Here is a 19,850-nt window from a genome sequence, read left to right on the forward strand (position 1 = left end):
GGAGTTCTCCTTCAGTTCAGCCGGGTGTCGGTGGCGGCGCCGTACCAGTCGACGGGGGTGGCCGCCGTGCGCACCACGACCGTCTTGACCCACGAGAAGTCATCGAAAGACTCGGTGCCGGCGTCCTTTCCGATCCCGGACTCCTTGACCCCGCCCCAGGGCAGCGACGGTTCCAGCCGGTGATGGTCGTTGATCCAGACCATGCCGGCGATGATGTCGTCGGCGACCCGGTGCGCCCGGGCGACGTCGGTGGTCCACACGCCGGCGCCGAGGCCGTAGAGGTTGTCGTTGGCCATCGCGACCGCATCGGCCTCGTCGTCGAACGGAACGACCACGGCCACCGGGCCGAAGATCTCCTCCCGCGCCACCGTCATGGCCATCGTCGCGTCCGCGAAAACGGTTGGCGGGACGAAGAAACCGTCCTGTAGCTCGGTCGGCAGGTCGCGGGCGGCACCGCCGGCGACCAGCCGCGCGCCCTCGTCCACGCCGGTGCGGATCAGTGCGGTGATCTTGTCGCGTTGACGCGCGCTGATCACCGGGCCCATCTGGGTTTCCGGCGATGCCGGATCCCCGACCCGGATCGCGTCGGCGCGTGCGGCCAGCGCGTCGACGAACTCGTCGTAGATGCCGCGCTGCACCAGGAACCGCGAACCCGCGACGCAGGACTGGCCCGCGGCGATGAACGCCGAGAACGCCGCCCCCTCGGCGGCCACCGTCGGATCCACGTCGTCGAACACCACTACCGGGGTCTTACCGCCGAGCTCGGCGGTCATCCGGGCGAACCGCGCGGCCGTCGCCACCGACGCCGAACGTCCGGCCTCGGTGCCGCCGGTCAGGGTGATCTTCGCGACGTCGGGATGTTCGGTGAGTGCCACCCCGGCCTCGCGGCCACCGGTCACCACATTGACCACGCCGTCAGGCACCCCGGTGTCGGCGAGGATGTCGGCCAGCTCGAGCGTCGTCAGTGGGGTCAGCTCCGAGGGCTTGACCACGACGGTGTTGCCGTTGGCCAGCGCCGCGGACAGGCTGCGGGCCAGGATCAGCATCGGATGGTTGAACGGGGTGATGATGCCGCACACGCCCAGCGGCCGTCGGCGCTGATAGGTCAGATACGGGCCGTCTCCGGGCAGTACCGCATTGCGTTGAGCGGCAAGCAGTCCCGCGTTGTAGCGGAACCACTCCGGCACCCGGGAGAGCTGAGCGCGGGTCTCGGTGATCGGCCGGCCGTTGTTGCGGGTCTCCAGGCGGAACAGGCGCTCGGAGTTGTCCTCGATCGCGTCGGCGACCTTCAGCAGGAGCTTGGCGCGCTGGCTGCGGACCAGCTGCGGCCACGGGCCGGAATCGAAGGCGGCGCGGGCGCGGGAGACGGCGGCGTCGACGTCGGCGGCGGTGTGCTCGGCGACGGTGGCGATCACGGCGGCGGTGGCCGGATCCAGGATGTCGCGTGTCTGGCCGCCGGCGCCGCGGGCCGGCGATGGTGTGACCGAGGTTACTAACGTCATGTGTGTGAGTGTCGCCATCGGTGCGTCCGACATCAATGTTCTTGGCAACACAGTGCTGAGTAATTCTGTGTGCGTGGGGACATGCTCGGTGCGGGGTGGCGCCGGCTCGTGAGTAAAGTGCTGCCGTACGCCGACGGATGGGATGACACGACATGACGCCTCGGGTGGGCTTGATCATGGGCAGCGACAGCGACTGGCCGGTGATGTCGGAGGCCGCTGAGGCCCTGGCCGAATTCGACGTGCCGTTCGAAGTCGGCGTGATCTCCGCACACCGCACACCGGGCCGCATGTTGTCTTATGCCGCCGAGGCCGCGGGTAGGGGACTCGAGGTGATCATCGCCGGTGCCGGTGGCGCGGCACACCTTCCCGGCATGGTGGCGTCGGCGACACCGCTGCCGGTGATCGGGGTGCCGGTGCCGCTCGCCCGGCTCGACGGTCTCGACTCGCTGCTGTCGATTGTGCAGATGCCGGCCGGGGTGCCGGTGGCCACGGTGTCGATCGGCGGCGCGCGCAACGCCGGGCTGCTGGCGGTGCGTATCCTCGGGGCTGCGGATCCTAAGCTGCGGGAACGCATGGCGGCATTCCAAGGGTCGCTGGAGCAGATGGTGTTGCACAAGGACGAGGCGCTGAGGCAGAAGCTGCTGGGGGAGTAGCCCTGGGGCCTGGGGCCTGGGGCCTGGGGCCTGGGGCCTGCCGGTCTGCCGGTCGGCCGTTGAGACTGCGGTGAGGGTGGAGAAGTTCGAGTGGGGCCCGCCGTGGGTGCAGTCTCGACGCCCGTCCGCCCCGCTGATGCAGTCTCGATGCCCGTCCGCCCCGCTGATGCAGTCTCGATGCCCGTCCGCCCCGCTGATGCAGTCTCGACGGGCCTCGGCCAACATCGAAGTGAGCCTGTGGACAATCCTGCAACCAGCATTCCGGTAATGGCAGGGCTCTGCCGTTGAGACTGCGGCGAGGGCGAAGAAGCTCGAGTAAGGCCCGCCGTGGGTGCAGTCTCGACGGGCCCGTCCGCCGCTGGTGCAGTCTGGAGGGCCTCAGCGCCTCGCGGCCTGTGGATAACCCGGGCGGCGCCGGTCCGACTTTTGACAGTCTGCGGTGATGGGAGTGTTCATCGGCAGCGAGGCGGTGCGCCGCGGTGAGCTCACCCGCCATGCGTTACGCGCTCATCACCGTAAGCTCCTTCCCGACGTCTACGGGCCTCGATACGGGGAGCCGAGCTTGGCCGATCGGACCACGGCGGCATGGCTGTGGTCACGCCGACAAGGCGTGATCGCCGGTCTGGCGGCGTCGGCTCTGCTTGGTGCCAAATGGGTAAAGGCCGACGCTCCAATCGAATTGAATTGGCCCAACCATCGCGCGCCGGCAGGGGTGGTCACCCGCTGGGACACATTGCTCGACGACGAGGTCATGCGCGTTCGCGGCATGGTTGTCACCACACCAGTGCGAACAGCCTTCGATCTCGCCCGACGGGGAGTTGTCGGCGAAGCCGTCGCCAGACTCGACGCGCTGGCGTATGCGACGCACTTCAAAGCCGACGATGTCCTCGAACTGGCGCAGCGTCACCCACGCAATCGCGGGCTCCGGCGTCTGGACGAGGTGCTGGCCCTCGTCGACGCCGGCGCCCAGTCACCGCAGGAGACCAAACTGCGACTGTTTCTGATGGAGGAAGGCTTCCCCCGGCCCACCACACAGATTCCGGTGCTCAGTTCGGCCGGCTATCCGAGGTACTTCCTCGACATGGGTTGGGAAGACCTCAAGGTCGCAGTCGAATACGACGGCGAGCACCATCGCAATGACCAGACCGCTTATCGCAACGACATCGTGAGGTTGGAGTACATCCAGTCGGCTGGGTGGATCGTCGTCAGGGTCGTCGCCCGGACAAACCCGAAGGACATCGTTGCGCGGGTGGCGGCAGCCCGGGCGTTGAGACTGCGGTGAGGGCGGCTTCGGGCGTTGAGACTGCGGTGAGGGTGGCTTCGGGCGTTGAGACTGCGGTAAGGGCGAAGAAGTGCGAGTAGACCTCGCCGCTACTGCAGTCTCAATGCCCGTCGACCCCACGGCCCATCAGTCTCGATGCCCTGACCAGTGCCCCTGACCCAACGCCCTGACCAGTGGCCCTGACCCAACGCCCTGACCCAACGCCCTGACCAGTGCCCCTGATCCAGTGCCCGTGACCTAATGCCGTCGACCTCAATGCCCATCGTCGGTTGCGGGAAGGGTTAGGTGCGACCGAGACCCACACGCCCAGCCGCCAAGCATGCTCCGGCGCGAGTGCTGACGCCGCGAGACGACAATGACGCGGCGGTCAGGCATAGCCGAGCGCCCGGTTCTCTTCCTGGATCCTGACGCGCAGCACCGCGGCGTTGGCAAGGGTGAACACGACGGCCGTCCACCATGCGGAGTGCACCAGCGGCAGAGCGGCCACTTCGACCGCCACCGCCGTGTAGTTCGGATGGTGGATGAGACGGTACGGCCCGCGACGAACCAGGGGTGCCCCCGGTATCACGATGAGCCGCGGATTCCAGTGCCGGCCCAGCGTCGCGACGCACCACCACCGCATGGCCGTGCTTGCGACCACCAGCGCCACCATCGGCCATCCCAACCACGGGAGAAACGGGCGGTGCTGGGTGGCCACCTCGGCGACACATGAAACCAGAAGCAGCGCATGCATGCTCACCATCACCGGGTAGTGGCCCTGGCCGAACTCCCGGCCGCCGTGGGCAAATGACCACTGCGCGTTGCGGCGTGAGACGGCCAACTCCACCAAGCGCTCGGCGCCGATGAGCAGGATGAACAGGTAGTAGATCATCGTCGCTCCTACCAGCTCAGCAGCAGCAGCTCGAAACTGAACCCCGGACCCATCGCCAGCATCACGCCGAACGATCCAGAAGGCGGTGGCTCCTGCACCGTCCGCCTGAGGACGTCGAGCACCGACGCCGACGAGATGTTGCCGTGCTCACGCATCGAATCCCAGCTGTGCCGCAGGGCGTCCACCGGCGGGCGCACCGCGCCGTCGATCGCCTCGAGCACCTTCGGTCCGCCCGGGTGACACACCCACGTCGCGATGTCGTCGATGGTCAGACTATGTTCACCGAGGAATGCGTTCACCTCGTCAGCGAGATGGTTCTGCGCCATGGCCGGGACCTCCCGCGACATGACCAGTTGAAATCCGGTCGAGCCGACGTTCCAACCCATCACGTCGACGGTGTCGGGGAACAGTCGGCTGCGGGTCGCGACGACTCGCGGACCTGGTTGCGGCGTAGCTGGACTACGTTGTGCACCAACGGAAACCACCGCTGCCGCGCCGTCGCCGAACAGGCACAGGCCGATCAGCGCGGGTATCGAGGTGTCGTCGCGTTGCAGCGTCAACGAGCACAGCTCGACCGACAACAGCACCGCGACCTGGTCGGGGAAGCCGCGCAGATAGTCGTGCACTCGTGCCAGACCGGCGGCGCCTGCGACGCAGCCCAGGCCGAAAAGCGGGAGACGTTTGACGTCGGGCCGCAAGCCCACCCTGGTGAAGATCCGCGCGTCCAGAGTGGGTACCGCAACCCCGGTGCTCGAGACCGTCACGATGGCATCCACCTCGGTGGGATCGAGGTGGGCGTCTGCCAGGGCAGCCTCGACGGCCTGGGCTCCGAGATCGGCCGCCACTTCCAGGTAGGCGGTATTCGCTTCGGTGAACCCGGTGAGCTCGGGGTAGCGGTGCACTGGCAGCGCGAGGTTGCGGTGCTCGACGCCGCTGGACCGGGAGAAGCGGGTGAACGCCGGATCGGTGAAATCGGTGAGTGCGGCGGCCACTTCCTCCTGGGCGTAGCGGTGCTCGGTGAACGCGACTGCCGTGCCGGCGATATGCGCAGCGTCGGGAAATGGCAGTCGTCCACGTAGGGGTGGGGCGAGAAATGAGGTATCAGTCATGCGAATCAAAACGGAACAGAGTGGCGCCGCTAGTTCAATTCGCAGTCGTTCGTGAAATTGTCCACATTGGGCCGGGGTGTGCATAATGCGGTGGTATAAGCCCAGATCAGAGGGTATTTCTGTGAATTAATACAGGTAATTACCGACGGATTCGCAGAAATGCGGAGATTCCTGAACAATTGCTCGGAGTCGATCCTTCGGGCATCGTGACTCACCCGGCATTGCTCCGCAGATCGGCGCGCACTGAAGACGGAGCGCACAACGGGAGCGTCACTCGGACTGCGGCTCAGGGCTCGACCACACCTGCCATACGGGGAAGGCCCGGGCAGTCGCGTACGAGGGGTTCTCGCAGTATCGAGTCGCAGCCGTTCTACGAAAATTGCCTGGGCAAATATTGACGGGTCGCATTACGCCGGCCGGGATACAGCGGCCACCGGTCCAACGTGACATCGGTCACGTGGCGCCGTCTGCCGGAGAAAACGATGTCGCCGGAGAGAACGAAGTCACCGGAAAAGACGATGTCGCCGGAGAAAACGATGTCACCGGCACAGAACTACGACGCCCGCAGCACCACAATCGGCTCGGCGGACTGCACCGCCGCGGCGGCCTGAACGTGCCCGGTCTGCGCCGCGTGCATGCCTGCGTCGACAACCGCGGAGGCGCGCAGCCAGCGCGGAGTAGCGTTCCACCCACACTCACAATGCGCGGTACGGCGGAAGGCGGGGCCCTCGATGTACACCTGCATGTCTCTGACGGTACCCACGGACGCTGAGAGCGAACCAACTCGCGGACTGAGCTTTTCCTGAGAGCCGGCTTCGCCCCGCGTCGCGGGCAGGCTAAAGTTACTGATGAGTAGCAAGGAGATGAAGATGGCTAGTTGGGGCGGAAATCCGTCGTTCGATCTGTTCCAGTTGCCCGAGGAACACGAGGAGCTGCGGTCGGCGATCCGCGCGCTGGCGGAGAAGGAGATCGCTCCGCACGCCGCTGACGTCGACGAGAACTCGCGCTTCCCACAAGAAGCGCTCGACGCACTGGTGGCCTCCGGCTTCAACGCGATACACGTGCCGGAGGAATACGACGGTCAAGGCGCGGATTCGGTCGCGGCGTGCATCGTCATCGAGGAGGTCGCCCGGGTCGACGCGTCGGCGTCGCTGATCCCGGCGGTCAACAAGCTCGGCACCATGGGCTTGATCCTGCGCGGCTCCGACGAACTCAAGAGCAAGGTGCTGCCGTCGATTGCCTCCGGTGAGGCGATGGCGTCCTACGCGCTGTCCGAACGCGAGGCGGGCAGCGACGCAGCCGCGATGCGCACCCGCGCCAAGGCCGACGGCGACGACTGGATCCTCAACGGCACCAAGTGCTGGATCACCAACGGCGGCAAGTCCTCCTGGTACACCGTGATGGCGGTGACCGACCCCGACAAGGGCGCCAATGGCATCTCGGCGTTCATGGTGCACGTCGACGACGAGGGCTTCACCATCGGGCCCAAAGAACGCAAGCTCGGGATCAAGGGCTCACCGACCACCGAGCTGTACTTCGAGAACTGCCGGATTCCAGGCGATCGCATCATCGGCGATCCCGGCACCGGCTTCAAGACCGCGCTCGCGACGCTGGACCACACCCGTCCCACCATCGGCGCCCAGGCTGTCGGTATCGCGCAGGGCGCCCTCGATGCGGCGCTGGACTATGTGAAGGACCGCAAACAGTTCGGCAAGTCGATCAGCGACTTCCAGGCTGTGCAGTTCATGCTCGCCGACATGGCGATGAAGGTCGAGTCCGCCCGGCTGATGGTGTACTCGGCTGCCGCGCGAGCGGAGCGCGGTGAGGGCAACCTCGGGTTCATCTCGGCGGCGTCGAAGTGTCTGGCGTCGGATGTCGCGATGGAGGTGACCACCGATGCCGTGCAGCTGTTCGGCGGTGCGGGCTACACCGTCGACTTCCCGGTCGAGCGGATGATGCGCGACGCCAAGATCACCCAGATCTATGAGGGCACGAACCAGATTCAGCGTGTGGTGATGAGCCGCGCCCTGCTGAAGTAGGGCCTCTTCGGGGCGTTGGCTCGCGAGCTTGGCGCTGTGGCCCCGCGAGGGTGCATCCTCGGTAGTCCCGCGCACCGGGGCGCTACCGTCAGTGCACTTTCGGCGCGCCGTGGGTGGTTCGGCGTTGGCCGTGGGCGCCGGGGTCCCGCGGTGGCTATTCTGCGGCGCGCAGATGGGTGATATCGCCTGCCGACACCGTCATCGTCGTCCCGGCCTCGTTGATCTGCAGTCGTCCGGCATCATCGATCCCCGTTGCCATGCCGACGATCTCGGCACCACCGGGCAGCGTGGCACGCACCTGGGTGCCGACGGTGGTGCTGAGGTTGCGGTAGTCGGCGGCGACCCCGTCATCGCCGGCCCGCCAGCGGCGCACCTGCGTGCTGAGTTCCTGCAGCACCGCCGCGGTCAGCACGCTTCGATCGGCGTCATGGCCGAGCATTCCCAGCGATACCGCGTTCGGGTCGGGTAAGTCATCGTCGGTGAGGCTGACGTTCAGGCCGAGGCCGACGACGATCACCGGCGCGGACACCTCGGCCAGAATTCCGGCCAGCTTCCGGGTGCCGACCAGAATGTCGTTGGGCCACTTGACGCCCGCGTCGACGCCGTAGTCTTCCCGGACGACGTGCGCCACGGACAGGCCGGTCAGCAGCGGTAGCCAACCCCACCGTTCCGCCGGCACACCGGTGGTGTCCACCCCGACCGACATCGAGATCTGCGTACGCGGCGGTGCCGACCAGCTCCGACCGTGCCGACCGCGCCCGGCCGTCTGATGCTCGGCCAGCAGCACCACCCCGGCGACGTCTTCCCCGGCGGCCGCACGCGCGATCAGGTCTGCGTTCGTCGAGCCGGTCTCCTCGACGACATCGATCTGCCGCCACTCGGTTCCCGAGATGGCGGCGCGGAGCTCGTCAATGTTCAGTGGCGGACGCACAGCGTCGAGCGTAGCGGTTGGCTTCGTTTGGCGGCCTGCTCGAATTCGGGAGGTGGTCGAATCCGGTCGGGGAATCTCGCGTCAGACGGGCCGGTCGAGCGGCACCTGGCGGTCGGGCTATCGCGCGGATTGGGGTGGCAGGTCGGGATCCGACGTTGCCGCGTTTGCAAGGGTCACGGTCTCGAAAGCCTGGGATCGTTCCGCGTGGACGGCCGTTGCCCGGTTGAGCGCATCGAAGCCCCACACGAATGCCACCATCGCGGCGAGGGCCCACGCATTGCCGAACGCCCACTCCCAGGCGGTTGCCGCGGGAGCCGTCACCAACCAGTACGCGGCGATGCTGACCAGCGGATATCCACATAACACCGAGAAACGGCCGGCGTCGCTGGCCAACCAGCCAGGATGCCGGCGATTCCGCAGATGCCACGCCGAGAGCACTGTCACCAGCACGATCGCTGTGATGGTCGACTCCATTGACGCCCCCTGCCCCGACAACCCCTTGGTGTTTCACACTGCAAGGGTCTCAGTTTGCCAGTTCCGAAGACGTCCGCCACGTGGCCGTGGGCTGCATGATGGTCGAAAACATCCTGGCTGGAACAAACGATAAGGTCAGAGTGGCGGTTGCGTCAACGATCGGTTACAAAACCCGTCATTTGTTTGCCCGGGCTAATTGTTCGCTGAGGCGGTAGGTCAGCGTCAAGTTGTCAGTTCTGTGGCAGATGTGACGGGTGAGGCGACGCTGGACGCATCGATTCTCGACGGGCCTGGCAGGTCCGGCCTGGCCGGTCCGGACCCGCCTGGCACGGTCCGGCCTGGTCCGGCCCGCTCCGGTCCGAAGAGAAGAGTCATGCCACGGGGTCAGAACCGAACGCTGCCCGTCGCGGGCTCGATGGTCTCCATCCGCGCCGCCGACCTCGCGTGCTCGGCGGTCACCGCGTTGAGCGCGTTGAATCCCGCCACGAACGACAGCACGGCGGCCAGCGCCCACGCATTGCCCATTGCCCACTCCCAGGTGGTGGTCCCCGGCGCGATGGTCAGCAAGTACGCGGCGACCGCGACCAAGGGATAACCACACAGGATGAAGAAGCGGCCGTCCGCACTGGCCTGCCAGCCCGCATGCCGCCGGTTACGGAGATGCCAAGCGCCCAACAGAGCGACGACCACGATCGCAGCGGTAATCGACAGCATCGGCGGTCCTCCCCGCGCTAAGGGCTCCACGTCCAGCGGAAGGAGCCCGACTTCGCCAAGACTTCGCCAAAACCGTCCGAGTCCGGCAAATGCAAGTATGCGCGACCAATCTGTGAACAGCGTGAGGCTTCAGAAACGATATGGTCACAGAGACGCGCGCGTCAATTTCTCGGTCTCGCGCCTGCGCTCCAGCAGCCCCGGATCAGGGTTTGCCACAAGCACCAGCGACGCGCCGACCACGTACAACGCGAGCAGCTGTTGCACCACATCGTCGCCGCTTTCCCACGCCGCGGACGACATCACCCGATCGCTCCCGGTCAGTTCCTGCGCCGACGCCGACGCCCGCGCCGCCGCGAGCACCTCGTCGGCCGACCGGCCGTCCAATGCCGGCCCCGGTGACCGCTCCGGCACGATCTGGTCGCCGTGCACGCGCACCGCGGTCGCATAATCGGTCAGCCCGACCGGCAGGTCGGGCACCGGCTTGCCGAACGGGTCCAGCGACAGCACCGCGACCTCACCGACGCCGACACTGGCGTCGGCGTCGTCGATCCGGTCGGCCGTACACAATGCGATGTCGGCATCACCGCCGAAGACCGCCTCCGCGCCGATCCACCAGATCCCGAACAGCACCGCCGCGGTCTGCCAATGTGCGGGCAGCAGCACCGCAACCCGGCTGCCCGGGGTGGCGCCGAGTTCGTCACGCAGCAGGTTGCCGGTCTTGGCCGCCCAGTTGGCCAGCGTCGCCGTCGAAAGCTCGATGCGCTCCCCGGTGGCGTCGTCGTAATAGGTGATCCGCGGCCCGGCCGGGTTGGCGGCCATCAACGGGTCCAGGATCGCCGAGCTGAGATTGGTCATATCAGTTGACGCACTGGGGGTCGTTGGAGCCGGCGGTGATGATCGGCGACGGTGCCGGCACCGCCTCGCCCGCACCCGAAAGCATCCCCGACGTGGAAGGGTCAGCGCCCATCAACGTCACATCGGTGCCGTCCAGACCCGAACCGGGTCCGGTGTAATCGGCCGACAGCACCACCCGCACCGCCCCGGGCGGCACCTCGGCGTTCGCCACCACCGGCAGACCACCCAGTTCCTGGGCGACCGCCTGCGCTCCCAGATCCTCGGTCTCGGCGGCCTGCACCTGGCTGTTCGTCACCTTGGCGCCCTCGTTGTTACCGACGTGGCCCTGCGTGAAACCCTTGCCGGTCAACACATATGCCACCGCAGCGGCCAATCCGTTGATGTCGGTGTCGTTGACGACCTCGACGGTGGTCTTGTCGTTGCTGTAGGTCAATTCCTCGGTCTTGCCCTCGTCCTGGTCGTGCAGCAGCCCCGTGACCCAGTCCTTGACTGCCGACGGATCCACCCGCACCACGCTCTGCATACCGTCGTCACTCCAGCCCGCCTCCTCCAGGATCGGGATGGTCGCGAACGCGACGTTGCCGCCGGACAGCTTGGTCAGCTGCTCGGCGAAATCCATGATGTTCCAACCATCGGAGAGCACCACCGAGCGCTGTACCGCGTTCTCCAGATTGCTCAATGTGGTCGGGCTCGACAACGTCTTACTCGAGATCACCTCGTGCGCCAGCGACGCCATGAATGCCTGCTGGCGGGTGACCCGATCCAAATCGCCGCGCGGCAGGTCGTGGCGCTGCCGCACGAAGGCCAACGCTTGCGCGCCGTTGAGACGCTGCCAGCCCGCGGGGAAATCGGCGCCCGAGAGCTGTTCGTAGACAGGGTTGTTCAGGCACACATTGACACCGCCGAGGGCGTCGGTGATCAACGCGAAACCCAACAGCCCGATCTCGGCGTAATGGTCGACGGTCACACCGGTCAGATTGGCGACCGTCTTGATCAGCTGCTCACGACCGGCGGCCTGTGCCTCGGGCTCGGCCGCATCGGGATCCACGCCCTGTTGTTCGACGAGCTCTTTCATCTTCTCCAGGTGCACCGAACCGTAGACACCGTTGATCTTCATCTTGCCGAGACCAGGCGACTCCACATAGGAGTCCCGGGGGATCGAGATGGCCGTCGCGGACTTCCCGTTGTTCGGGATGCGGATCAGGATGATGGTGTCGGTGTTGGTGGACACCTCGTTGCCGGCGCGCAGCATGGCGCGCTCCTCGTCGCTCAACGGATTGCCGTGCGCATCGGTGCGGCTGTCGGCGCCCACCAGCAGGATGTCGATCGCCCCGTCCTCGCCACCCTCACCGAGAGCGACCGGACTGATGTGGTTGATCCCCGACTCGAACGACCGGATCTTGCCCCAGGCGACGCCCGTTCCGATGACGACGACGACTGCCATGGCCACAGATATGGCGCGGACCAAGTGAGCAGCAGGCATCCGCCCAGGTTACTGGCGAGCAGGCCGCATTCCGGGCAGCCAGAACCGGCGTGCCAAACTCGTGATGTGACGGGCCGAATCGTAATTTCCGGAGCTGGGGGCCTGGTCGGGCGCGTGTTGGCAGGTCAGGCGCGCCAGGCCGGTCACGACGTGGTGGCGCTCACATCCGCCGAATGGGACATCACCGACCCTGCCGCCGCCGCGCGGGTCGTCGGCGCCGGCGACATCGTCGTCAACTGTGCCGCCTTCACCAAGGTCGACGCCGCCGAAGCCGAACCCGACCGTGCCCGCGCGGTCAACGTCGTCGGCGCCGGCAACGTCGCGCACGCCTGCGCGCAGGCCGGCGCATCCCTGATTCACATCTCCACCGACTACGTCTTCAGCGGCGCGTTCGACGGAGCGACGCCGCACCCCTACGACATCGACGACCCCACCGGCCCGCTGTCGGTTTACGGACGCACCAAGCTCGACGGTGAGCGGGCAGTGCTCGACGCTCTGCCTGAGGCGTACGTGGTGCGCACCGCGTGGATCTACGAAGGCGGCGACGGATCGGACTTCGCGGCCGTGATGCGGCGGGCAGCCCTCGGCGGCGACAGCGTCGACGTGGTCGCCGACCAGATCGGCTCGCCGACCTACGTCGCCGACTTGTGCCAGGCCCTACTGCAGGTTGCCGCCGGCTCGGTCCGCGGGCCGATCCTGCACGCCGCCAACGCCGGCGCGATCAGCCGATTCGAGCAGGCCCAGGCGGTGTTTGCCGAGCTCGGCGCCGACCCGGCCCGGGTGCGACCCGTCGGCAGCGACCGGCATCCACGTCCCGCCCCGCGCCCCCCGTACTCGGCGCTGTCCTCGGTCAAATCCGCCGAAGCGGGGCTGACCGCGCTGCGACCCTGGCGTGAAGCGCTGGCCGAGGCGCTCGCCACAGCCGCCGGGTAGCTACTCTCTACGCCGTGGAACTGGTGATGCCCGCGTGAGCGACGAACTGTATGTCGTGACGGTGACATATTCACCGGGCTCGCACCTCGACCGGTTCCTCGCCACTTTGGCGCACGCGACCGACCGCCCGGTCACCGTCATCATCGCCGACAACGGTTCCACCGACGGCGCACCCGAAGAAGCCGTCGAGCGCTACCCGTTCGCCAAGCTGTACCGGACGGGCGCCAATCTCGGTTACGGCACCGCCGTCAACCGCGCCGTCGCCGAATACGGGCTGACGTCGCGCTCGGAGATGTTCATCGTGGCCAATCCCGACGTGCAGTGGGGGCCACGCAGCATCGACCTGCTCCTGGACGCCGCGGGCCGCTGGCCGCACGCCGGATCGCTGGGTCCGCTCATCCGCGACCCCGACGGGACGGTGTATCCGTCGGCGCGACACCTGCCGTCGATCATCCGGGGCGGCATGCACGCCGTCGTCGGACCGGTGTGGCCGTCCAACCCATGGACGGCGGCCTACCGCCAAGACCGCGCCGACCCCAGCGAGCGTACGGTCGGCTGGCTCTCGGGTTCCTGTCTGCTGCTGCGTAGTTCGGCCTACTCGGAGATCAGCGGATTCGACGAGCGCTACTTCATGTACATGGAGGACGTCGACCTCGGCGACCGGCTCGGCCGCGCCGGCTGGCAGAACGTGTACGTGCCGTCCGCGGAGGTGTTGCACGCCAAGGGCCATGCCACCGGACGCGACCCCGCCCGCAACCTGGCCGCCCACCATGTCAGCACCTACACTTTCCTGGCAGATCGGTACCCGAAGTGGTGGCAGGCGCCGCTACGCTGGGCTTTCCGGGGGGCTTTGAGCGCACGGGCGAGGGTGGTCGTGCGCAATTCCCGCCGCAGGTCCGGTCGGGTGTAGATCGGGTACGGGGCGAAAGGCGACGGTGATGGTCAATCCCGCTGAGGTCGATGCGGTCGTGCTGGTCGGCGGTATGGGTACCCGCCTGCGTCCGTTGACGTTGTCGGCGCCCAAACCGATGCTGCCGACCGCGGGTCTGCCGTTCCTGACCCACCTGCTGTCCCGGATCGCCGAGGCCGGCATCGAACACGTCGTGATGGGTACGTCGTACAAAGCCGGGGTGTTCGAGTCGGAGTTCGGCGACGGATCCAAATTCGGTCTGCAGATCGACTACGTCGTCGAGGACGAGCCGCTGGGAACCGGCGGCGGCATCGCCAACGTGGCCTCGAAGTTGCGCAACGACACCGCGGTGGTGTTCAACGGCGACGTACTGTCGGGTTGCGATCTCAAGGCGCTGCTGGACTCGCACTCCGAACGCGACGCCGACGTGACGCTGCACCTGGTGCGTGTCGGGGACCCGCGTGCATTCGGTTGTGTGCCAACCGATTCCGACGGCGTGGTGACAGCGTTTCTGGAGAAGACCCAGGACCCGCCGACCGATCAGATCAACGCCGGCTGCTATGTGTTCAAGCGGGCCGTGATCGACGCGATGCCCAAAGGCCGTGCGCTGTCGGTGGAACGCGAGATCTTCCCGCAGCTGCTGGCCGACGGTAAGCGGGTGTGCGGCTACGTCGACGCCTCGTACTGGCGCGATATGGGCACACCTGAGGACTTCGTGCGCGGCTCGGCGGATTTGGTGCGCGGCATCGCGCCATCACCTGCGCTCAAAGGTCATCGCGGGGAGAGCCTCGTGCACGACGGCGCGTCGGTGGCCCCGGGTGCCCTGCTGATCGGCGGCACCGTGGTGGGCCGCGGCGCAGAGGTCGCCGGCGGGGCGCGGTTGGATGGCGCAGTGATCTTCGACGGCGTGAAAGTCGGTGCGGGAGCGGTGATCGAGCGCTCCATCATCGGCTTCGGCGCGCACATCGGACCCCGCGCGTTGATCCGCGACGGCGTGATCGGTGACGGCGCGGACATCGGCGCGCGCTGCGAATTGTTGCGCGGGGCTCGCGTCTGGCCGGGAATCACCATCCCCGACGGCGGAATCCGGTTCTCCACCGACATCTAGCTGCCCGGGGGGTCGCGAGGGTGTCGGGAGTCGCGAGGGTGTCGGGAGTTGCGGGGGTGTCGGGAGTCGCGAGGGTGCACGCCGGGTAGTTGCGGGGGTGTTGCGGCTACCGTGAGTGCACTTTCGCGGGTGGGAGTTCCCGTTTCGCGGGGCTGTGCACTTTCGCGGGGCTGTGCAGAAGTGCGGGTCTGTGGATAACCCCGGCGGTTGGGCCCTGGTGTGTCGCCCCACCGTCCCAGGCTTTCCGCATGGGCAAGGTCTTTCTGGGCAGCGAAGCGGTCGCGGGCGGTTTGGTGACGCCGGGCCAGCTCCGCTACTCCTATCGCCGGATCTATCCCGATGTGTATATGCCCCGTGATCAGCCGCCGTCGCTGATCGACAACGCGGCAGGCGCATGGCTGTGGTCGGGTCGGCGCGCGATCGTGACCGGACGAGCGGCCGCGGCGCTGCACGGGGCGCAGTGGATGAGCGTCGACGCGCCCGTCGACCTGATCCACGACTGCAAGCGCCCGCCGGCCGGGATCGGTTGTCGCAACGAACGCATCGGCTGCGATGAGGTCACGCGGATCGGCGATATCACCGTCGCCGCTGTCCGGCGCACGGCGTTCGACCTGGGCCGTCACCTGCCGTTGAACAGCGCCGTGGTGCATCTCGACGCGCTGGCCAACGCGACGGGTCTGACGCCCGACGGGGTGGCGCCGCTTATCGCCAAGTACCGAGGCGCGCGTGGACTCAAGCGTTTGCGCGCCGCACTGGAACTGATGGACGGCGGTGCGCAGTCGCCCCAGGAAACCTGGTTACGGTTGCTTTTGATGAAGCACTTCCCGCGTCCAGCGACCCAGATCCCGCTCATCGACAGTCGCGGTGTGCCTTTTGCCTACCTGGATATGGGGTGGGAGGACGTCAAGATCGCGGTCGAGTACGACGGTGAGCATCACCAGAAGAACAGAGGGCAGTACATCTGGGACGAGCAGCGGTTGCGACTGATCCGAGACCGCGGCTGGCTGCACATCAAAGTGATCAAGGAAGACGTTCCCGCCGACGTGATCGCCAGGGTCAGACGAGCGTGGGCGCTTCGCCAAAGTGCATTCTCGGTAGTGCCGAGGGCTTCCTGACTACCGTGTGAGCACTTTCGCGGGCAGAGGGGCGAGGGGCGAGGGGCGAGGGCAGAGGGGCGGGGGCGAGGGCAGAGGGGCGAGGGGCGAGGGGGCGAGGGCAGGGGGCGAGAGGGTTAGGCCGCGGGGTGGGGATGTGCCTTGGCGACGGCGGCGAGTTGGGCCAGGCCGAAATCGCAGTCCTGCGGTAGCGCGTCGAGCGGCCACCAGCGCAGATCGAGCGACTCGTCGCTGCGCGAAGCTTCAGCACCCTCGGGCGCGCGCACCACGAACTGCACGTCCAGGTGGCGTGTCGGCACACCCAGCGAGCAGGTCAGCGGATGCACGTGCAACGCCGCGGGTTCCGGCGAGATCGTCAACCCGGCGATACCCGACTCCTCGGTCGCCTCCCGCAGCGCCGCGGCGACGATCGTCTCGTCCTCGGGCTCACAGTGACCGCCGAGCTGCAGCCAGCGGCCGATCCGCGGATGAAGGGTCAGCAGCGCATGCTGCCCACTGTGATCGAGGACCAGTGCCGAACCCGTGATGTGGCCCGGCACGCATTCGCGAAGGCAGGCGTCGTCGCGGACGTCCAGAAATGCCAACACCGCGTGCCGCAACGAATCCTGCGCATGATCGGCAGGCCGCCACGCGCTGAGCACCTCGACCGCCGACCGGTGCAGACTCATGCCCACACCCCACACAACCGGCAACACGCAACCGCAACCACCGGCCCCGAAGCCGACGAACCCGAAGACGAACCCGCAGACGAACCCGAAGACTGCGAACCTGTCGCCGAGAGTCGCCGGATTTCGGGCGTGCGCGCGGTGAATGTCATCGACGCACCAGCAGGGTGTCGGTGGGCACCGGGTCTCGCGGCCCGGACGGCTCACGCGGATAGCCGATCGCGATGGCGCCCAACGGTTCCCAGTCGCCGGGCAGATCCAGCTCGGCGCGCACCAGCTCGGGCGCGAAAATCGTCGACCCGATCCAGCAGCTGCCCACTTCGCGCACCGCGAGCGCCACCAGCAACCCCTGCACCGCGGCGCCCGCCGCGACCGTGAACATGGTGTGCTCCGCCGCGGTCCGCCGGGCATCCGGATAGCTGTGCGCCCCGTCGGGGACCATGAACGGAATGACCAGTTCGGGCGCGTCGTAGAGGATCTGCCCGCGGGCCACCCGTCGTTCGACGGACTCGGGCTCCCGGCCGTCGCCGGTCAGGTCGGCGCGCCAGCGATCTTTCATCTTGTCCAACAACCGCACCCGCACCGCACCGTCCTGCACCCAGACGAATCGCACCGGCCGGGTGTGGTGCGGTGCCGGGGCGGTCAGCGCCTCGCCGACGGCCGCCTCGATGAGCCCGCCCGGCACCGGCGCGTCGCTGAACGCGCGCACCGACCGGCGCATCAGTTGAGCCTGGGAGCGGCCCAGTGCCAGCGCCTCCTCGGTGCCCAGCCAGAACAGGTCTTCCTCGCCGGCGCGCACCAGGTTGCGTGCCGACGAGCCGTCGTCGCGCAGCGTCAGCCCGCGCACCACCGCGACCGGGACCGCGGTGAGTTTGCCCTTGACCAGATCGGCGGCGGCGGCGATCTCGTCGGCCACCGCGATCTCGGTGACGATCAACTCGTTTCCGTGCTGATCGTGCTCACCGGCATAGGCGTGCAGCACCGTCAGCCCGGCCGCACCGATCGCGACATCGGTCTGGCCGGTGCGCCACGCCCGCCCCATCGTGTCGGTGACCACCACGCCGACCGTCACACCGAGGCGCTCCCGCAGCGCGGCCACCAACGCAGCGGCGCTGCCGTCCGGATCGACCGGTAGCAGCGCCAACTCGTTGGAGTCGACGTTGGAACCGTCCACCCCGGCGGCGGCCTGCACCAGCCCGAGCGCATTCTCGGTGATCAGGGTGCGTCCCTTGCGGGCCAGCACCCGCACCGCTTCGTTGTCGATCAGCCTGCGCCGCAAAATATCCCGTAGCTCAGGATCCGACGGGGCGTCGACCATCCGCCCCTCGGTCTTGGACAGCACCTTGCTGGTGACGACGACGACGTCGTGGTCGCGCAGCCAGGGCGCGGCGCCGGCGATGGCCGCGGCCAGGTCATCGCCGGGGCGGAACTCCGGAAGTCCGTGCACCGGAAGCACTTCCACGCGTGCCGAGGTGCCGTGATCGTTCACGGCGTGACCCCGCCCAGTTCCATTCCGGCGCGCACCATCTCGGCGGTGGCGGCAGGGTCGGTCATCAGCAACGGCGCCGAACGCACGGCGACACCCTCGATCGAGGCGTCGTCACCCTCGTGCACGAGCCACCCGTCGAGGATCCCGGTCGACGCTCGCGCGCCGAAGTGGTTGCCGACAGCCTCCGAGGTGCTGGGCAGTCCGATCACTTTCAAGCAGGTGTCCGCCATGCCGCGCAACGGCTTCCCCGCGATAATCGGGGAGTAGCCGATCACCGGCGCCTTGGTCGCGCGCAGCGCGCCGCGGATGCCGCCGATCGCGAGGATGGCGCCGACGCTGACCACCGGGTTGGACGGCGCGATCAACACGATGTCGGCGTTCTCGATCGCGTCGGTGACTCCGGGTGCGGCCGAGGCCTTGTCGGCGCCGACGAACGCGAAGCTCTCGGTGGGGATCTGCGCCCGGTGGCGGACCCACCACTCCTGAAAGTGGATGGCCCGTTTCTCCCCGGTCGACTCGCCGGGGCCGGGATCGGTGACCACGACGTGGGTTTCGCTGCGGTCGTCGCTGGCGGGCAGCAGTCGCGCTCCGGGCGCCCACCGCCGGCACAGCGCTTCGGTGACATCGGAGAGGGGATAGCCCGCGCGCAACATCTGGCTGCGCACCAGGTGGGTGGCCAGATCGCGGTCGCCGAGGCCGAACCAGTCCGGCTGCACGCCGTAGGCCGCGAGTTCCTCCTTGGCGTTCCAGGTTTCATCGCGATGTCCCCAGCCGCGTTCCGGGTCGATGCCACCACCGAGGGTGTACATGCAGGTGTCGAGGTCGGGACAGATGCGCACACCGAACATCCAGGCGTCATCGCCCACATTGACCACAGCAGTCACTTCGTGCTCATTGGTATCGTGAGTGCCGAACTGCCCCAACCCCAACAGATGTTGGACACCGAGTAAGAAGCGCGCACCGCCGACGCCACCGACCAGAACCGTGACCTTCACAACGAACGAGACTAGGCCGTTGGGCACAGGACGTGCGCCGCGGGAGGGACGTGATAGACACGCCACAGCGCGACGCGCCGAATTCAAGTCACGGAATGGTATGAATTCCTGTTCTAGCGCTTGACCGGAGTAGCTAACGCGTGTGTAATCACAGCAGTGTCATTTCGCGGTTCTCCGGCCGGTTCCGGTGTCGCAGACCGAGATTCGATCACTTGTTCGAATTGGGATGGCCACACGTTCACAGTGGGGCTGGCATATACGGAACTACGAGACCCGTGGAGGAGGGGAACATGGCATTTGAACAGGCCGATTACGGTGATTCGCTTCGGTTCGACAGCAGGCTCCTCGGCTCGGTAGGAAGTGCGCCGCACATCCAGACCGGACCGGCACCAAGTGCAGGAAATGGGCGTCCCCAATTAAGTTTGGTGCCCGACAATAGTGACTTTTTCGGCGACGATTTCGATATCGCCGACGAGGATCAGTGGCAGGAGCGCGCACTGTGCGCCCAGACCGATCCGGAGGCCTTTTTTCCCGAGAAAGGCGGCTCCACCCGCGAGGCCAAGCGCATCTGCCAGGGCTGCGAGGTCAAGGACGCGTGCCTGGAGTACGCACTGGCCAACGACGAACGCTTCGGTATCTGGGGCGGCCTGTCGGAGCGGGAGCGCCGGCGCCTCAAGCGCGGCATCATCTGATCCGCGACCGCGCCACCAGTTCACCGGGGC

General features: G+C 67.3%; 20 protein-coding genes. 8 read left to right on the forward strand and 12 right to left on the reverse strand.

Going from position 1 to position 19,850, the window contains the following annotated elements; genetic code table 11:
• Positions 1-11: 11 nt before the first annotated feature.
• Positions 12-1,502 carry an aldehyde dehydrogenase gene (locus tag ACNUDN_RS07730; RefSeq protein WP_419121403.1) on the reverse strand — a complete coding sequence of 497 codons (1,491 nt, stop codon included), beginning with the start codon at positions 1,500-1,502 and terminating at the stop codon, positions 12-14.
• 152 nt (positions 1,503-1,654) lie between these two features.
• On the opposite strand from ACNUDN_RS07730, the gene purE reads away from it, so the two are divergent.
• A complete protein-coding gene (purE, locus tag ACNUDN_RS07735; RefSeq protein ID WP_419121404.1) occupies positions 1,655-2,155 on the forward strand; it encodes a 5-(carboxyamino)imidazole ribonucleotide mutase in 501 nt (166 codons plus the stop codon).
• A 442-nt stretch (positions 2,156-2,597) separates the two neighbouring features.
• Positions 2,598-3,437, forward strand: a complete 840-nt coding sequence (locus tag ACNUDN_RS07740) for an endonuclease domain-containing protein (protein ID WP_419121405.1) — start codon at positions 2,598-2,600, stop codon at positions 3,435-3,437.
• 367 nt (positions 3,438-3,804) lie between these two features.
• Here the strand turns inward: ACNUDN_RS07740 and ACNUDN_RS07745 are convergent, their stop codons facing one another.
• The 3 genes from ACNUDN_RS07745 to ACNUDN_RS07755 all read right to left on the reverse strand — a co-directional run bounded on the left by ACNUDN_RS07745 (position 3,805) and on the right by ACNUDN_RS07755 (position 6,162).
• Positions 3,805-4,305, reverse strand: coding sequence for an isoprenylcysteine carboxyl methyltransferase family protein (locus ACNUDN_RS07745; protein ID WP_419125055.1), 501 nt, complete (start codon positions 4,303-4,305; stop codon positions 3,805-3,807).
• An 11-nt stretch (positions 4,306-4,316) separates the two neighbouring features.
• On the reverse strand, positions 4,317-5,417 hold the full coding sequence (locus tag ACNUDN_RS07750; RefSeq protein WP_419121406.1) for a type III polyketide synthase: 1,101 nt from the start codon (positions 5,415-5,417) through the stop codon (positions 4,317-4,319).
• Between the two features lie 553 nt (positions 5,418-5,970).
• Positions 5,971-6,162 (reverse strand): hypothetical protein, encoded by a 192-nt coding sequence (locus tag ACNUDN_RS07755; RefSeq protein WP_419121407.1) that lies wholly within the window; start codon positions 6,160-6,162, stop codon positions 5,971-5,973.
• 124 nt (positions 6,163-6,286) lie between these two features.
• On the opposite strand from ACNUDN_RS07755, the gene ACNUDN_RS07760 reads away from it, so the two are divergent.
• Positions 6,287-7,456 (forward strand): acyl-CoA dehydrogenase, encoded by a 1,170-nt coding sequence (locus ACNUDN_RS07760; RefSeq protein ID WP_419125056.1) that lies wholly within the window; start codon positions 6,287-6,289, stop codon positions 7,454-7,456.
• Between the two features lie 154 nt (positions 7,457-7,610).
• On the opposite strand, the gene ACNUDN_RS07765 is transcribed toward ACNUDN_RS07760, so the two are convergent.
• From ACNUDN_RS07765 to ACNUDN_RS07785, 5 genes are all read right to left on the reverse strand, one after another.
• Positions 7,611-8,387, reverse strand: a complete 777-nt coding sequence (locus ACNUDN_RS07765; RefSeq protein ID WP_419121408.1) for a biotin--[acetyl-CoA-carboxylase] ligase — start codon at positions 8,385-8,387, stop codon at positions 7,611-7,613.
• 117 nt (positions 8,388-8,504) lie between these two features.
• Positions 8,505-8,861, reverse strand: coding sequence for a hypothetical protein (locus ACNUDN_RS07770; protein WP_419121409.1), 357 nt, complete (start codon positions 8,859-8,861; stop codon positions 8,505-8,507).
• 384 nt (positions 8,862-9,245) lie between these two features.
• Positions 9,246-9,575, reverse strand: a complete 330-nt coding sequence (locus tag ACNUDN_RS07775) for a hypothetical protein (protein ID WP_419121410.1) — start codon at positions 9,573-9,575, stop codon at positions 9,246-9,248.
• 144 nt (positions 9,576-9,719) lie between these two features.
• A complete protein-coding gene (locus tag ACNUDN_RS07780; protein ID WP_419121411.1) occupies positions 9,720-10,430 on the reverse strand; it encodes a TIGR03089 family protein in 711 nt (236 codons plus the stop codon).
• A 1-nt stretch (position 10,431) separates the two neighbouring features.
• A complete protein-coding gene (locus ACNUDN_RS07785) occupies positions 10,432-11,913 on the reverse strand; it encodes an LCP family protein (protein WP_419121412.1) in 1,482 nt (493 codons plus the stop codon).
• A gap of 66 nt (positions 11,914-11,979) precedes the next feature.
• Between ACNUDN_RS07785 and rfbD the strand changes: the two genes are divergently transcribed.
• The 4 genes from rfbD to ACNUDN_RS07805 all read left to right on the forward strand — a co-directional run bounded on the left by rfbD (position 11,980) and on the right by ACNUDN_RS07805 (position 15,979).
• Positions 11,980-12,846, forward strand: a complete 867-nt coding sequence (rfbD, locus tag ACNUDN_RS07790) for a dTDP-4-dehydrorhamnose reductase (protein ID WP_419121413.1) — start codon at positions 11,980-11,982, stop codon at positions 12,844-12,846.
• Between the two features lie 34 nt (positions 12,847-12,880).
• On the forward strand, positions 12,881-13,756 hold the full coding sequence (locus ACNUDN_RS07795) for a glycosyltransferase family 2 protein (protein ID WP_419121414.1): 876 nt from the start codon (positions 12,881-12,883) through the stop codon (positions 13,754-13,756).
• A gap of 28 nt (positions 13,757-13,784) precedes the next feature.
• Positions 13,785-14,864: a mannose-1-phosphate guanylyltransferase gene (manB, locus tag ACNUDN_RS07800; protein ID WP_419121415.1), complete on the forward strand. Its 1,080-nt coding sequence runs from the start codon at positions 13,785-13,787 to the stop codon at positions 14,862-14,864.
• Between the two features lie 248 nt (positions 14,865-15,112).
• A complete protein-coding gene (locus ACNUDN_RS07805) occupies positions 15,113-15,979 on the forward strand; it encodes a putative endonuclease domain-containing protein (protein WP_419121416.1) in 867 nt (288 codons plus the stop codon).
• Between the two features lie 116 nt (positions 15,980-16,095).
• On the opposite strand, the gene ACNUDN_RS07810 is transcribed toward ACNUDN_RS07805, so the two are convergent.
• From ACNUDN_RS07810 to cofD, 3 genes are all read right to left on the reverse strand, one after another.
• Complete coding sequence (locus ACNUDN_RS07810; RefSeq protein WP_419121417.1) at positions 16,096-16,647, reverse strand: NUDIX hydrolase; 552 nt, start codon at positions 16,645-16,647, stop codon at positions 16,096-16,098.
• A gap of 145 nt (positions 16,648-16,792) precedes the next feature.
• On the reverse strand, positions 16,793-18,133 hold the full coding sequence (locus ACNUDN_RS07815; RefSeq protein ID WP_419121418.1) for a coenzyme F420-0:L-glutamate ligase: 1,341 nt from the start codon (positions 18,131-18,133) through the stop codon (positions 16,793-16,795).
• Positions 18,130-19,128, reverse strand: a complete 999-nt coding sequence (gene cofD / locus ACNUDN_RS07820) for a 2-phospho-L-lactate transferase (protein ID WP_419121419.1) — start codon at positions 19,126-19,128, stop codon at positions 18,130-18,132. The genes ACNUDN_RS07815 and cofD overlap by 4 nt, the downstream gene beginning before the upstream one ends.
• Before the next feature lie 290 nt (positions 19,129-19,418).
• On the opposite strand from cofD, the gene ACNUDN_RS07825 reads away from it, so the two are divergent.
• Positions 19,419-19,820: a WhiB family transcriptional regulator gene (locus ACNUDN_RS07825; RefSeq protein ID WP_419121420.1), complete on the forward strand. Its 402-nt coding sequence runs from the start codon at positions 19,419-19,421 to the stop codon at positions 19,818-19,820.
• Positions 19,821-19,850: the final 30 nt, after the last annotated feature.

The organism is Mycobacterium sp. smrl_JER01, from assembly GCF_048513595.2.
GTDB lineage: Bacteria > Actinomycetota > Actinomycetes > Mycobacteriales > Mycobacteriaceae > Mycobacterium.

Coding starts and splice junctions, on each gene's coding strand:
- ACNUDN_RS07775 (WP_419121410.1), bottom strand. CDS start 9,575: ATGCTGTCGATTACCGCTGCGATCGTGGTCGTCGCTCTGTTGGGCGCT.
- ACNUDN_RS07770 (WP_419121409.1), bottom strand. CDS start 8,861: ATGGAGTCGACCATCACAGCGATCGTGCTGGTGACAGTGCTCTCGGCG.
- ACNUDN_RS07810 (WP_419121417.1), bottom strand. CDS start 16,647: ATGAGTCTGCACCGGTCGGCGGTCGAGGTGCTCAGCGCGTGGCGGCCT.
- ACNUDN_RS07805 (WP_419121416.1), top strand. CDS start 15,113: ATGGGCAAGGTCTTTCTGGGCAGCGAAGCGGTCGCGGGCGGTTTGGTG.
- ACNUDN_RS07785 (WP_419121412.1), bottom strand. CDS start 11,913: ATGCCTGCTGCTCACTTGGTCCGCGCCATATCTGTGGCCATGGCAGTC.
- purE (WP_419121404.1), top strand. CDS start 1,655: ATGACGCCTCGGGTGGGCTTGATCATGGGCAGCGACAGCGACTGGCCG.
- ACNUDN_RS07755 (WP_419121407.1), bottom strand. CDS start 6,162: ATGCAGGTGTACATCGAGGGCCCCGCCTTCCGCCGTACCGCGCATTGT.
- ACNUDN_RS07730 (WP_419121403.1), bottom strand. CDS start 1,502: ATGACGTTAGTAACCTCGGTCACACCATCGCCGGCCCGCGGCGCCGGC.
- manB (WP_419121415.1), top strand. CDS start 13,785: ATGGTCAATCCCGCTGAGGTCGATGCGGTCGTGCTGGTCGGCGGTATG.
- ACNUDN_RS07740 (WP_419121405.1), top strand. CDS start 2,598: ATGGGAGTGTTCATCGGCAGCGAGGCGGTGCGCCGCGGTGAGCTCACC.
- ACNUDN_RS07760 (WP_419125056.1), top strand. CDS start 6,287: ATGGCTAGTTGGGGCGGAAATCCGTCGTTCGATCTGTTCCAGTTGCCC.
- ACNUDN_RS07825 (WP_419121420.1), top strand. CDS start 19,419: ATGGCATTTGAACAGGCCGATTACGGTGATTCGCTTCGGTTCGACAGC.
- ACNUDN_RS07780 (WP_419121411.1), bottom strand. CDS start 10,430: ATGACCAATCTCAGCTCGGCGATCCTGGACCCGTTGATGGCCGCCAAC.
- ACNUDN_RS07750 (WP_419121406.1), bottom strand. CDS start 5,417: ATGACTGATACCTCATTTCTCGCCCCACCCCTACGTGGACGACTGCCA.